We start from the raw sequence: 13,319 nt of genomic DNA, 5'->3' as shown, positions 1-13,319 counted from the left end.
GGAACGCCTTCAAACCTAAAAGTCTGACTTTTGCCGGGGAAGGTGCCCGTGTGTCAGCCTTCGGTGAAAGTGGGACACGGAGTGCTGGAGCGAGTCGACGCGAGAGGGACATGACAGACAGAACCACCCAAGGCGGTGTCCAGGGCGAAGACGGCACCCAGGACGGGATCAGGACCTTCCCCTTCCCGGTCGATCTGAGCCTGTCCGGCGTCGGTATGCAGGTCGGCGAGATGGGGACCGGACGCGTCTGGCACGCGGACGCCCCGCTGGAACGGGTGCACCGCATCGACTTCCACGTCGTGATGCTGTTCCACGAGGGCCCGGTCAGACACATGATCGACTTCGCCGAGTACGACGTGTCCGCCGGCGACATCCTGTGGATCCGCCCCGGCCAAGTGCACCGCTTCTCCCGCACCGACCGCTACCGCGGCACCGTCCTGATCATGCAGCCAGGCTTCCTCCCCCGGGCCACCGTCGAGGCGACCGGTCTCTACCGCTACGACCAGCCCCCGCTGCTGCGCCCGGACGCCGCCCAGCTGGCCGCCCTGGAGCACTCGCTCGCCCAGTTGGAACGCGAGTACGTCGACACCACCACGCTGCCGCTCAGCCTGCACACCTCGGTGCTGCGGCACTCCCTCACCGCGTTCCTGCTGCGCCTCGCCCATCTCGCGGCCAGCTCGGCCGAGGCGGCCCGCGAGCAGACCGACACCACGTTCACGCGCTTCCGGGACGCGGTCGAGAAGGACTTCGCCACCAACCACAGCGTCAGCGCCTACGCCGACGCGCTCGGTTACTCCCGCCGCACCCTGGTGCGCGCGGTGCGCGCGGCCACCGGTGAGACCCCCAAGGGCTTCATCGACAAGCGGGTGGTCCTGGAGGCCAAGCGGCTGCTGGCCCACACGGAGATGCCCATCGGCCGCATCGGCGTCGCCGTGGGCTTCCCGGACTCGGCGAACTTCTCCAAGTTCTTCCACCAGCACACGGGGACGAGCCCGGTGGTGTTCCGGGCGGAGCTGCGCTGAGTCCGTACCGAGGAAAAGGGTCCGTACCGAAGAAAAGGGGCGGGCCCGCGGGCCCGCCCCTTCACTCCTCGTACCGCTTGCCGAGGAACCGCCTCGTCAGTGGCCGAAGTCGAACCAGTTGACGTTCACGAAGTCGGCCGGCTGGCCGCTGGTGAAGGTCAGATAGACGTCATGGGTGCCGGTGACGCCGCTGATGTTGGCCGGGACCGTCCGCCAGCTCTGCCAGCCGCCGGTGTTGCCCACCGCGAAACTGCCGATGGGCGTGCTCGTACGGCTGTCGAGACGCACCTCGACCAGGCCGCTGACCCCGCTCGCCGCACCGCTCGCCACGCGCCCGATGAACTGCGTGGCCGCCGTGGAGCCGAAATTGACGCCCTTGTACAGCGCCCAGTCCCCGTTGGCCAGTGAGCCGATGTCCTGGCCGCCGCCGGTGTCCGTGGTGGCCTCGGTGCTGGTGCCCGACTGGGTGTCGTACGACTCGGCCTGGATGGCGCTGTAGGCGTCACGGTTGCCGGTCGGGGGCGGTGTGGTACCGCTCCCACTGGCCTGCAGCACCTGGACGTAGTCCACGACCAGCGGGTGGCCGGGCTCGGTGCCGCTGTCCGGACCGCCGCCGAACGCGTCGGGGAAACCGCCGCCCATCGCCACGTTCAGGATGACGAAGTAGCCGTGGTTGGTGGCGTTCGCCCAGGTGGTCGCGTCGACCTGGTTCGCCTTGACCGTGTGGAAGTTGACGCCGTCGAGGTAGAAGCGGATCTCCTCGGGGCTCGTGGAGCGGTCCCACTCCATGGCGTACGTGTGGAAGCCGGCCTGACAGGTGGTGCCGGCGCACGGGGTGTTGCCGCCGATGCCGCTGGTCTCGTTGCACGGGCCGCCCGGGTTGGTGCCGCAGTGCATGGTGGCCCACTCGGTGTTGAGGCCCTGGACGTTCTCCATGATGTCCAGCTCGCCGACGCTCGGCCAGTTCTGGTAGTTGCCGCGGTAGGGCGCGCCCAGCGTCCAGAAGGCGGGCCAGTAGCCCTTGGCGGCGGCGCCGGTCACGTTCGGCATCTGCAGCCGCGCCTCGACGCGGAGTTTGCCGCCCGCGGGCGGCTGGAAGTCGGTGCGGGTGGTCTCGATACGGCCCGAGGTCCAGTTGCCGGAGGCGTCCCGGCGCGGGGTGATCAAAAGGTTGCCGTTGCCGTCGAGCGCCACGTTGTTGGTGCTGGAGGTCATCGTCTCGACCTCGCCGGTGCCCCAGTTGGCGGCGCCGCCCGGATAGCTGGTGCCCGTGTCGTACTGCCAGTTGGAGGTGTTGACGCCGGAGCCGGCCGCCCCGGTGAAGTCGTCGACGAAGACCTGGGACCAGCCGGCCGGGGGAGTGGGCGCGGACGCGTTCGCGGGGAGGGCCGCGGCCACGGCCAGGGACAGCGTGCCGACCGCGGCCAGGATGACGCGCCGCAGGGGGCCACGTCTGACAGGTGTGCCGGAGGGTTCACTCATGAATGCCTCTTCGGTACGGAGTGGGGGTGCGCGGGTACTGCTGAGAGCGCTCTCAAGCAAGGTGCGCGGCCAATGTGCTCTCTGCTACTCCGACCGTCAAGAGGTAAAGCCGAGAAACTCCTTTCCCTGTACGGGAGTTCAGGCATTGAAGCTGGGACGGGCGAGGCTGGGACAGGGCCTAGTGCCGCGGCAGGCAACGTTTGCCCGCCAAGGAGCGGCGTCCGGTGCGTGCTCTCGGCGTGCCGGCCGGAAGTCCCCGTCGACGGACCGGACGTACTTGGGCTTTCGGCCGGTGCGGCGAGAGGGCGTGCCGGGCGTCGCGACGGGGCGAACGTTGCCTGCCGCGGCACTAGAGGGCGCTCCCCGCCTTCCAGTCCGCCCAGGACAGGTTCCAGCCGTTGAGGCCGTTGGACGCCTCGACGGTCTTCTCGCCCGAGTTCTTGACGACGACGACATCGCCGAGCATCGAGGCGGCGTAGAACTTGTAGCCCGGTACGGAGCTGTCGTTCGCGCCCTTGGCGTCGTGCAGACCGACGCAGCCGTGGCTGGTGTTGGTGGAGCCGAAGACCGAGGTCGAGGCCCAGTAGTTGCCGTGGATGAAGGTGCCGGAGGTGGTCAGGCGCTGGGCGTGCGGAACATCCGAGATGTCGTACTCGTCGCCGAGCCCGACGGTCGAGGACTCCATCCGGGTCTGCTTGAAACGCTCGCTGATCACCATGATCCCGGACCAGGTGGTGTGGTCGGCGTCGCCGCCGCTCACCGGGTAGGAGGCGAGGGTGGAGCCGTCGCGCTCGACGGTCATGGTCTTCTTCGCCAGGTCGACCGTGCTGATCTGGCGGCGGCCGATGTGGAAGGTGACGTCCTTGGACTGGGTGCCGTAGACGCCGGTCGTGCCCTGGACGTCCTTCAGGCGCAGGCTCAGCGTGATCTTCGTGCCCGCGGCCCAGTACTCCTCGGGCCGGAAGTCGAGCCGTGTGTCGCTGAACCAGTGCCCGACCACCTCGACCGCGGGCTCCGCCGTCACCGTGATCGCCTTTTCCACGGCGGCCCGGTCCTTCACGGCCTCGGTGAAGTTGATCGAGACGGGCATACCGACACCGGAGGTCGAATTCGGCTCGGGCGTGAAATAGCCCACGAACGTGTCCGAGGGCTGCTTCGTGACGAAGCTCGCGCTCTGCGCGGCGGCGCCCTTCGGCGTGGCCGTGACCGTGTATTTGGTGCCCGAGTAAGGGTTTTTCGTGGACGTCCATTTCGTACGGGCGTCATTGAAGGATCCGGCCAGGGTGGAGCCGTCGTTTCCGCTGACCTCGACGCTCGCGAGCGTGCCGTCGCTGACGGTGACCTCGACCGGGCTCGTGAAACCGGCCTTCTTCGTGCCGTCGGCCGGGGTGACGGTCACGGTGGGCGACTTGACCTCGGCTTTCGTGCTCGCCCCCGCCGTCGCCCCCGCCTTGGCGTCCGTTCCCTCCGAGGCGTCCGCCGAGCCGCTGCAGCCCGCGAGGATGCCCACGGCCGGAACGGCGCCGAGGGCGGCCAGCACCCCGCGCCGCGACCAGGCCTGCCGCTCGGACCGGTTCGCCGTCCGCTGCTCGGACCGGTTCGAATTGTTTGCGAAGCCCACGGCACGCCTTTCCTGGATCACCACCACGACTTCTGGTGCATCCTGCGCCGCTTTCCTGGGGTGATTCTTTGAAACCCGGGGCCGCCGTCTGAGATTTACGTGAAGAGGGCCTGAGAATCGGCCTGAAGGAACGGCATACGGCATGTGCGAGGCCGAGCCGGCCCTTCGGCTTCGGCGGGCTCCTCGCGCTCGGCGCGTCCGCGTTCCCGGGAGCCTCAGGCGCCCGGCTCGGTCCGCGTCCCCGGCCGCCACCCCAGCGCCCGGGAGATCCCGCGCGCCGCCAGTCGTACGGCCGGGATCAACGCCGGTATCTGTGCGTCGTGTTCGGGGACCACGACGGAGATCGCGGCTGCCACCGTGCCGCCCGCGCCGCGCACCGGAGCGGCGACCGACAGGGCGTCGTCGGTGACCTGACGGCTGCTCACCGCGACGCCGGTGCGCCGGACTTCGGCGAGTGCGCGGCGCAGGCGGGCCCCGTCGGTGAGGGTGTGCGGGGTGAACGCGGCCAGCGGCCTCGAACAGTAGGCCTCTTGGAACGCCGGGTCACCGTGGGCCAGCAGCGCGAGGCCCACGCCCGTCGCGTGCAGCGGCCAGCGGGCGCCCACCTGGATGCGTACGCCGACCGCGGAGCGTCCGGAGATCCACTCGATGTAGACGACCTCGGAGCCGTCGCGGACCGCCATCTGCACGTTCTCGTGCGTGGCCTCGTACAGGTCCTCCAGGTACGGCAGCGCGATCTGACGGAGAGCGAGGCCGCGGGGTGCGAGGGCCGCGACCTCCCACAGACGCAGGCCCACGTGGTAGACGCCGTCGGCGTCCCGCTCCAGCGCACCCCAGTCGGTGAGGGCGCCCACCAGCCGGTGCGCGGTGGTGAGGGACAGCCCGGCCCGGCGGCTGATTCCCGTCAGGGAGAGTGCCGGGTGCTCGTGGTCGAAGGAGGCGAGCACCGCGAGCAGACGGTCGGGCGCGGACAGCGTGGTCATGAGTTCAGTTCGGCTTCCGCGACCCGTTGCAGGAGCGTGTGCAGGACGGCCCGCTCGGCGGGGTCGAGCGGCTGGAGGAGGTCGTTCGTGACACGCAGGCCCGCCTCGTCCGTGTCGCGCAGGAACGCCCGGCCGACCTCCGTGAGGACCACGATCCGGCTGCGCCGGTCGTCCGGCGACGGGCGGCGCTCGGCGAAACCGAGCTTCTCCAGGTCGTCGACGAGTCCGACGATCGCGCTCGGGTCGTAGCCGAGCCGCGAGCTCAACTCCCGCTGGAGCGCGCCCTCGGAGGTGGCCAGGAAGCGCAGCAGCGCGTAGTGGCGCAGCCGCAGCCCCGACTCCTGGAGGAAGGTGTTGAACAGCTGCCCGGAGCGAAGGCCCAGCCGGTACAGCAGATAGCCGGTGTCCGCGTGCAGTCCGCGCATCCACGGCTCCTGGGCGTCGATGGGGGCGGGACCGGTGGCCGGGCTGGTGGCGTGCTGCTGGCCTGCGATGACGGGCTCCCTGGGCCGGGCCCCGGGCGGGGCGGTTCTTTCGTGCCGGGTACGTGATGCCGTACCGCGTACAGCGGCACGTCGTACTCCGCACAGCATGCCGCACGGATGAGACGGCAACAACTATTGACGTCAACAATTATTGTCCTTAGCTTCGATCCCGTAGCCGCAGCCCGGCGTCGCACGCCGCGCTTTGGACCCTCAGCGTCGAAGGGACCTCTCGTGCCCAGCATCGATCTCACCGGCAAGGTGGCCGTCGTCACCGGCAGCGGCCGTGGCCTCGGCCTGGCCTACGCACACGCCCTCGCGGCCGTCGGTGCCCGCGTGGTCGTCAACGACGTCGACGAGGATGTGGCGGAGCAGGCCGTGAAGTCCATCACCGGGGCGGGCGGCAAGGCCGTGGCCGAGGTGGTCCCGGTGGGCACCGCGGAGGCGGCCGACCGGCTCGTCGCCCGCGCGATTCAGGAGTTCGGACGGCTCGACATCCTGGTCACCAACGCGGGCATCCTGCGCGACAAGGTGCTGTGGAAGATGACCGACGAGGACTTCGACGCGGTGATCACCACACATCTGAAGGGCACCTTCACCTGCGCCCGCGCCGCCGCCGTGCGCATGCGTGAGCAGGGCGAGGGCGGCAGCCTGATCCTGGTCGGCTCGCCGGCCGGACAGCGCGGCAACTTCGGCCAGACGAACTACGCCGCCGCGAAGGCGGGCATCGCCGCCATGGCCCGTACCTGGTCGATGGAGCTGGGCCGCGCGGGCATCACCGTCAACGCGATCGTGCCGGTCGCCGCCACCGCGATGACCGAGACCATCCCCGCCTTCGCCCCCTACGTCGAGGCCATGAGGAACGGCGAGCCGCTGCCCGACTTCCTGCGCAGGGGCGAGGGCTTCGGCTCCCCCGAGGACTGCGCCGCCCTCGTCCCCTTCCTCGCCTCCGACGCGGCCCGCGGGGTCACCGGCCAGGCCATCGGCATCGGCGGTGACAAGGTGACGCTCTGGTCGCACCCGCAGGAGATCAGGGCGGCGTACGCGGACGGCGGCTGGACCCCCGACACCCTGGCCGACGCCTGGGCCACGTCGGTCGGCGCCGAGCCGCAGACCGTCGGGATCCCCGCGCCGCACCTCCCGGAGGCGTGATGGACCTGAACGAGCTCGTCGCGATCGACGTCCACACCCACGCGGAGGTGTCCTCGCAGGGCCACGCCTCGCTCGACGACGATCTGCACGCGGCCTCCAGCGCCTACTTCAAGGTCGAGGGCAAGCGGAAACCCACCCTGGAGGAGACGGCCGCGTACTACCGCGAGCGCAGGATGGCCGCCGTGATCTTCACGGTGGACGCCGAGTCCGCCACCGGAACCGCGCCCGTCCCGAACGAGGAGGTCGCCGAGGCCGCCGCCGCCCACCCCGACGTGCTGATCCCCTTCGCCTCCATCGACCCCTTCCGCGGCAGAGCCGGCGTGAAGCGGGCCCGGCGGCTGGTCGAGGAGTACGGGGTCAAGGGCTTCAAGTTCCACCCCAGCATCCAGGGCTTCTTCCCCAACGACAGGTCGGTGGCGTACGAGCTGTACGAGGTGATCGAGGAGACCGGCACCATCGCCCTCTTCCACACCGGGCAGACGGGGATCGGGGCCGGGGTTCCGGGCGGCGGCGGTATCCGTCTGAAGTACTCCAACCCCCTGCACGTCGACGACGTCGCCGCCGACTTCCCGCACCTCAAGATCATCCTGGCGCACCCCTCCTTCCCCTGGCAGGACGAGGCGCTGGCCGTCGCCACCCACAAACCGGGTGTGCACATCGACCTGTCCGGCTGGTCACCCAAGTACTTCCCGCCCCAGCTCGTCCAGTACGCCAACACGCTGCTCAAGGACAAGGTGCTCTTCGGCTCCGACTACCCCGTGCTCACCCCCGACCGCTGGCTCGCCGACTTCGACAAGCTGACGATCAAGGACGAGGTCAAGCCGAAGATCCTCAAGGAGAACGCCGCCCGGCTGCTCGGGCTGACACCGTAAGGGGCCACAGATGCGCAACGAGGGACTGGGGTCGTGGCCCGCACGCCGGGCCCGCAAGACCCCGCACCGCACCGCCCTGATCCACGGCGACACCAGCGTCAGCTACGCCGAGCTGTACTCCCGCACCACCCGCCTCGCCCACGCGCTGCGCGCGCTCGGCCTGCGCCGCGGCGACCGCATCGCCTACCTCGGCCCCAACCATCCCTCCTACCTCGAAACCCTCTTCGCGGCGGGCACGCTCGGCGCGGTCTTCGTTCCGCTCAACCCCCGTCTCGCCGGACCCGAGATCGCCTACCAGCTCAGCGACTCCGGCGCCAAGGCCCTCGTGTACGCACCGTCGACGGCCGCGCTCGTGGCGGGGCTGCCGGGCAACGCGCACGTCCGGACGTTCGTCGAAATCGGCTCCTGGTACGAGGAGTTGATCGACGGGGCCGCCGAGGAACCGATCGACCAGCCCGTCACCGCCGACGACATGTGCATCATCATGTACACCTCGGGCACGACGGGCCGGCCCAAGGGCGCGATGCTCACCCACGCCAACGTGACCTGGAACGCGGTCAACGTCCTCGTCGACCACGACCTGACCGCCGACGAACGCGCCCTGGTCTCGGCCCCGTTGTTCCACACGGCCGGGCTGAACATGCTGACCCTGCCGGTGCTGCTCAAGGGCGGCACCTGCGTCCTGGTCGAGTCCTTCGACCCGGCGGCCACCCTCGACCTGATCGAACGGCACCGGATCACCTTCATGTTCGGGGTGCCGACCATGTTCGACCAGGTGGCCCGCCATCCCCGGTGGGCCGACGCCGACCTGTCCTCGCTGCGCATCCTCACCTGCGGCGGCTCACCCGTACCGACCTCGCTCATAGCCGCCTACCAGGAGCGCGGGCTCACCTTCCTCCAGGGCTACGGCATGACCGAGGCCTCGCCCGGCACCCTCTTCCTGGACGCGGAGCACGCGGTCGGCAAGGCGGGCTCGGCGGGCGTGCCGCACTTCTTCAGCGATGTACGGGTCGTACGCCCCGACTTCACGCCGGTCGACGTGGGGGAGACGGGCGAGGTGGTCGTCCGCGGGCCGCACGTCATGCCCGGGTACTGGGGGCTGCCCGACGAGACGGCCGCCGTGTTCGCCGACGGCTGGTTCCGCAGCGGGGACGCCGCCCGGGTCGACGAGGACGGCTATGTCTTCATCGTCGACCGCATCAAGGACATGATCATCTCGGGCGGCGAGAACATCTATCCCGCCGAGATCGAGGACCTGCTCCTCGGCCACCCAGGCATCGTCGAGTGCGCCGTCATAGGCGTCGCCGACGACAAGTGGGGCGAGGTGCCGCGCGCGGTCGTCGTCCCCCGGGAGGGCGTCGAGCTCGACCCCGACGAGGTCCTCGCCTCGCTCGCCGGACGCCTCGCCAAGTACAAGATCCCGAAGTCGGTGGTCGTCGTGGACGAACTCCCGCGCACCGCCTCCGGAAAGCTCCTCAAGGCCCGTGTCCGTACGCGGTACGGCACCACCGACTCGTAAGCAAGGAAGTACACATGAGCATCACCGTGAACGGTCTCGACGAACTGAAGAAGCTCGCCGGCGGCGACCTCGGCACCAGCGAGTGGATCGAGGTCACCCAGGAGCGGATCAACACCTTCGCCGACGCCACCGGTGACCACCAGTGGATCCATGTCGACCCTCGGAAGGCGGCCGAAGGCCCCTTCGGCGCGCCCATCGCGCACGGCTATCTGACCCTCTCCCTCTTCATCCCGCTCTTCACCGAGCTGCTGGAGGTCGAGGGTGTGTCGACGAAGGTCAACTACGGTCTGAACAAGGTGCGTTTCCCCGCCCCGGTGAAGGCCGGCTCGCGCATCCGGCTGGTCGCGCGGCTCGCCTCGGTCGAGGACGTGCCGGGCGGGGTGCAGATCGCCGTCGACGGGACGGTGGAGATCGACGGCGGCGGGAAGCCCGCCGCCGTCCTCCAGAGCCTGTCGCGCTTCTACGCCTGACGGTCCACGTCAGACGGCCGTTCTCCCTACCGGCCGCCCACCACGTCCACGAACACGGGGTTCGCGTAGAACCACGTGTCGACCCACGGGTCACCGTTTCCGGGCACGTGCGGAATCGGGCCGTGCGGGTCGATCGAGGCGCCCAGGTAGCCCGTGCCGTTGCGGTTGCCGTCGCTGCCGCGCAGCCGGACGTAGAAGGACTCGTCGCCGGCGACCAGCGGGATGCGCAGGGTGTACGTGCCCTTGCGGCCGCTCACGTCCACCGTGCGGACGACCTTGGTGTCGGGCGCGCGCCAGTCGTCGCGGTCGGCGGCAGGTCCGCGCACCGCGCCGCGGATCACGTCGACGTGCGCCAACTCCGGCAGGATTCCGTGGGGGTTGGCGCGCGAGGCGGTGGTCACGGTGACCGACAGGGTGAGCTTCTCGCCCTTGCGGACGCGGATCCGGCCGCCCATGGTGACCCCCGGGCCGTGGTCGCAGTCCCGCTTCACCCGGACGTCGAGCCCGTCGAGCAGATGCCCGTGGTCGAGCCAGACGCGGCCCGCGCGCAGGCCCGCCATCACGGCGCGGTAGCCGTAGCGGGTCACGCCCACGTGGGTGCGGCTGAACTGGCCGGGCCAGAAGTCGCCGCCCGGCTGCTGGGAGTCGGTGTTCACCGGGTCGGGGATGTGCCCGGTGTTGTCGAAGTTCTGTCCGGGTGCCCAGTCGCCGTTCTTCCAGGTGTCGAAGACGACGCGGTGCACATCGGAGTTGGTGGTGATGGTGAACAGCCTGCCCTCGGCGAGCATCGCGTCCCACATGCCGCCGACGGTCGCCGTCATCCAGTCGAAGCCGCCGTACAGGACGTACGCGTTCTCCGGGTAGCCGGCGAAGGAGTTCTCGGACGGCTTGTTGGTGTACTCGCCGCGCTGCTGGCCCGAGCCGACCCAGCCCGGGATGCCGCCGCCCTGGGCGCCGGGCGCGCCCTCCATGCCGATCATGATCTCGGGCGCCGCGTCCCGCCAGTTCCGTATCTCGTGCGGGGAGTCGATGCCCAGGCGGGTGGGGTGGTTGGCGAGGACGAGCACGTCGTCGACGTAACCGGTGCGGCGCTGCTCCGCGAGCCACTTGACGGCCTTGACCGCGTGGGCCTCGTTGCGGGCCGTGTCGGGGCTGGTCGGGGAGCCCGCCGTGTAGCCCAGCAGCTTGCCGTCGTAGGCGAGTTCGAACTTCGTGAGCAGATCCACCTCGTGGCGGCCGGGCGCCGCGAACACCGTGGCGTGCTCGGCGCCCGGGATGTACCACTCCAGACCCTGGAAGATCAGCTGACGCGGGTTCTCGGCGCGCGCCTTCAGGATCTCCTGGTGCTCCAACTGGGCGCCGTAGTTGGCGTGCCCGAAGTTGGAGTGCTCGTTGAAGACCATCCAGTCCAGGCCGTACTTGGCGCTCGCCTGGGCGAGCTGGGAGAACGTGTACTTCGCGTCGTGGCTGTACACGGAGTGGATGTGGTGGTCGCCGACGAGATAGGCGAGGCGCGGGTCGTCGCCGCCGAGGCGCCGGGAGTCGGCCACCGCGGGCGTGGCGAGGGAGCCCACCGCGAAGGCCGCCCCGAACAGACCGGCGCTGCGCAGCAGCCCGCGCCGTGACACGCCCTGCGGGTCCAGCGCGGCGGGGGAGACGGACGGATCGGCCCAGTCGGGCAGTTGCTGCTCGGACATGCGGGAGTTCTCCCTCGGGGAGTCGGAAGGTCTGGGGGCACCGGTGGCCGGGACGGCTCAGTGGTTCATGAACTGCGAGACGGACAGCGCCCGTTCGACGACGCGTACGTCGCCGAGCCGTCCGTGCAGGATCTGGTCGATCCGGCCCGCGTACTCGTAGCCGCCGAGCAGCCAGGGCAGCCCGAGCGAGGTGAGGCCGACCGCGACGGTGTGCGGATTGCGGGCGACCGGGCAGCCCTGGACGTACATCGTGGTGTGCGAGCCGTCGTTGACGACGGCGACATGCCACCACTGCTCGCGGGCCGTCTCGTCGCCCCAGTTGGTGACGATGCCCTGCTGGTTGAGCGGCCGGACGGCCCACTGCGGGCCGGGCCCGTCGGAGAGGGAGAGCGTGGCGAGCGGCTCGTCCGGGTCGTCGGCGGTCTTGCCCGCGCCACCGCCCGTACCGGTACGGCTGATCAGCGAGGCCCACGCGTGGTGCGAGGCGTCCCAGTCGGCGGGGACCTGGTAGAAGGCCTCGATGGTGTATCCGCGTTCGAAGGTGGCGGAGTTGAGGGGGGCGCCGTCGACCGTACGCAGATACGCGCCCTTCAGCGGGGGCTTGCCGCCATCGAAGACGAGGCTGCCGTGGCCGGGCTGGTCGGGGTGGTGGGCGGACGACCAGGTGAGTGCGCCGTCGCCGACCTTGACCACGGTCAGGTCGTTGCCGTGCCCGGACCGGTCACGGACCGTGCCCTCGACCGCCGTACCGTCCGCGTGCCCGTCGAAGCGCCAGTACGCGACCGTGCCCCGCACCAGCATCTCGGACACCGGCCGCGACGCGCGGGCGGGCACCGGAGCGAAGCCCGAGAAGCGCTTCTCGAAGTCGACGGCGACCGAGAACCGGTCGGCGTCGCCGCTGAGTTCGCTCTCCTGCCGCTCCAACTCGTTGAGTCCCTCGGCCGCCCGGCCCAGGATCCAGGGCGAGACGGTCTCGACGTCGATGGCGTCGCGGTCGAGGTCGAAGCGGTAGAGGCGGATCATCGCCGCGCCGCCGTAGTAACGGTTCTGATAGTTCGTCAGGTGCAGATGGACGTCGTTGCCGGCCGCGTTGGTGCGGGTGGCGCGGGCGGCGGGCCAGTAGTGCCCGTTCAGGGTCAGGAAGATCTGGTCGTGGTCGTGGATCAGCTGGTCCCAGAGCTGCTGCCCGTACGAGGACAGGGCGTCGTCCTCGACGACCAGCTCGTGCGTGGTGAGGATGACGGGCGTCTTCGGGTGCCGGGCGATGACGTCCTTCGCCCATGCGTAGCCCCGCGCCGACAGCCGCCAGTCCAGCGCGAGGACGAGCCACTGGATGCCCGCCGCCCGGAACAGGTGGAAGGTGTTGTAGCCGTCCGGCGAGGCGCCGCCGAAGGTGCGCTTGCTCTGGAAGCGCTGTGGGCCGAAGACGTCCAGGTATGGGCTCGCGCCCCGCTGGTCGTCCGTGGACGACCTGATGTCGTGGTTGCCCGCGAGCACGCTGTAGCCGACGCCGCGCCGGTCGAGCAGGTCGAACGCCTTGTCCGCCGCCTCGAATTCGGCCTGCGCGCCGTTCTGCGTGAGGTCGCCCAGGTGCGAGAGGAAGACGATGTTCTCGTCCTTGCCGTGCTCCAGGAGATAGCGCAGCGAGGCCTCGATCGGCGCGGGGTTGATGCTCGGTCCGTCGAAGAGGTACTGCGTGTCGGGCATGACGGCGAGCGTGAAGCGACGGCTGTCGGCGTCGGGCCGCCAGTTCGTCTCACGCGCCGCCGCCCGCGCCGTCACCGCGGGCAGGGCCACCGTGGTGGTGGCCGCCGCGCCGATCAGAGCCGTGGCCCGAAGGAAGTTGCGTCTTCCGGCGCCGGCCTGCTCGGCCTCCGTCGCCTGGTCATGCGAAGTACACACGTCTGCTCCATGAAGGTGCGCAAAGGTCAGTGAGGAGGTCGAGTCAGGTCGAGCGTCGAATCAGGTGGGACAGGTCGAACAAGTGGGACGGGACGAACAAGTGGGACGGGCGGGGCC

11 protein-coding genes are annotated in these 13,319 nt (G+C 70.1%); 5 read left to right on the top strand and 6 right to left on the bottom strand.

The features are described from left to right. Positions 1 to 110 precede the first annotated feature (110 nt). Positions 111 to 1,022: a helix-turn-helix domain-containing protein gene (locus OG568_RS10700; RefSeq protein ID WP_329531278.1), complete on the top strand. Its 912-nt coding sequence runs from the start codon at positions 111 to 113 to the stop codon at positions 1,020 to 1,022. Between the two features lie 96 nt (positions 1,023 to 1,118). Here OG568_RS10700 and OG568_RS10695 read toward each other — a convergent pair whose 3' ends face one another. From OG568_RS10695 to OG568_RS10680, 4 genes are all read right to left on the bottom strand, one after another. Beyond that, on the bottom strand, positions 1,119 to 2,504 hold the full coding sequence (locus OG568_RS10695) for a glycoside hydrolase family 16 protein (RefSeq protein WP_329531277.1): 1,386 nt from the start codon (positions 2,502 to 2,504) through the stop codon (positions 1,119 to 1,121). A 349-nt stretch (positions 2,505 to 2,853) separates the two neighbouring features. Next, positions 2,854 to 4,125, bottom strand: a complete 1,272-nt coding sequence (locus OG568_RS10690) for a L,D-transpeptidase (protein ID WP_329531276.1) — start codon at positions 4,123 to 4,125, stop codon at positions 2,854 to 2,856. Between the two features lie 215 nt (positions 4,126 to 4,340). Then, positions 4,341 to 5,108 carry an IclR family transcriptional regulator gene (locus OG568_RS10685; protein ID WP_329531275.1) on the bottom strand — a complete coding sequence of 256 codons (768 nt, stop codon included), beginning with the start codon at positions 5,106 to 5,108 and terminating at the stop codon, positions 4,341 to 4,343. After that, complete coding sequence (locus OG568_RS10680) at positions 5,105 to 5,533, bottom strand: MarR family winged helix-turn-helix transcriptional regulator (RefSeq protein ID WP_329531274.1); 429 nt, start codon at positions 5,531 to 5,533, stop codon at positions 5,105 to 5,107. The genes OG568_RS10685 and OG568_RS10680 overlap by 4 nt, the downstream gene beginning before the upstream one ends. A 291-nt stretch (positions 5,534 to 5,824) precedes the next feature. Between OG568_RS10680 and OG568_RS10675 the strand changes: the two genes are divergently transcribed. The 4 genes from OG568_RS10675 to OG568_RS10660 are packed head-to-tail and all read left to right on the top strand — an operon-like array spanning position 5,825 to position 9,603. Next, positions 5,825 to 6,742, top strand: coding sequence for an SDR family NAD(P)-dependent oxidoreductase (locus OG568_RS10675; RefSeq protein WP_329531273.1), 918 nt, complete (start codon positions 5,825 to 5,827; stop codon positions 6,740 to 6,742). Continuing rightward, a complete protein-coding gene (locus OG568_RS10670; RefSeq protein ID WP_329531272.1) occupies positions 6,742 to 7,614 on the top strand; it encodes an amidohydrolase family protein in 873 nt (290 codons plus the stop codon). The genes OG568_RS10675 and OG568_RS10670 overlap by 1 nt, the downstream gene beginning before the upstream one ends. Before the next feature lie 10 nt (positions 7,615 to 7,624). Continuing rightward, positions 7,625 to 9,133: an o-succinylbenzoate--CoA ligase gene (menE, locus tag OG568_RS10665; RefSeq protein WP_329531271.1), complete on the top strand. Its 1,509-nt coding sequence runs from the start codon at positions 7,625 to 7,627 to the stop codon at positions 9,131 to 9,133. A gap of 14 nt (positions 9,134 to 9,147) precedes the next feature. Next, a complete protein-coding gene (locus OG568_RS10660; protein ID WP_329531270.1) occupies positions 9,148 to 9,603 on the top strand; it encodes a MaoC family dehydratase in 456 nt (151 codons plus the stop codon). Between the two features lie 26 nt (positions 9,604 to 9,629). On the opposite strand, the gene OG568_RS10655 is transcribed toward OG568_RS10660, so the two are convergent. Together OG568_RS10655 and OG568_RS10650 are read right to left on the bottom strand one after the other, a co-directional pair. Further along, positions 9,630 to 11,300, bottom strand: a complete 1,671-nt coding sequence (locus OG568_RS10655) for a histidinol-phosphatase (protein WP_329531269.1) — start codon at positions 11,298 to 11,300, stop codon at positions 9,630 to 9,632. A gap of 57 nt (positions 11,301 to 11,357) precedes the next feature. Further along, complete coding sequence (locus OG568_RS10650) at positions 11,358 to 13,202, bottom strand: LamG-like jellyroll fold domain-containing protein (RefSeq protein ID WP_329531268.1); 1,845 nt, start codon at positions 13,200 to 13,202, stop codon at positions 11,358 to 11,360. Positions 13,203 to 13,319: the final 117 nt, after the last annotated feature.

This window comes from Streptomyces sp. NBC_01450 (genome assembly GCF_036227505.1).
Classification (GTDB): domain Bacteria; phylum Actinomycetota; class Actinomycetes; order Streptomycetales; family Streptomycetaceae; genus Streptomyces.
This window is presented reverse-complemented; position numbering and strand designations above follow the sequence as displayed.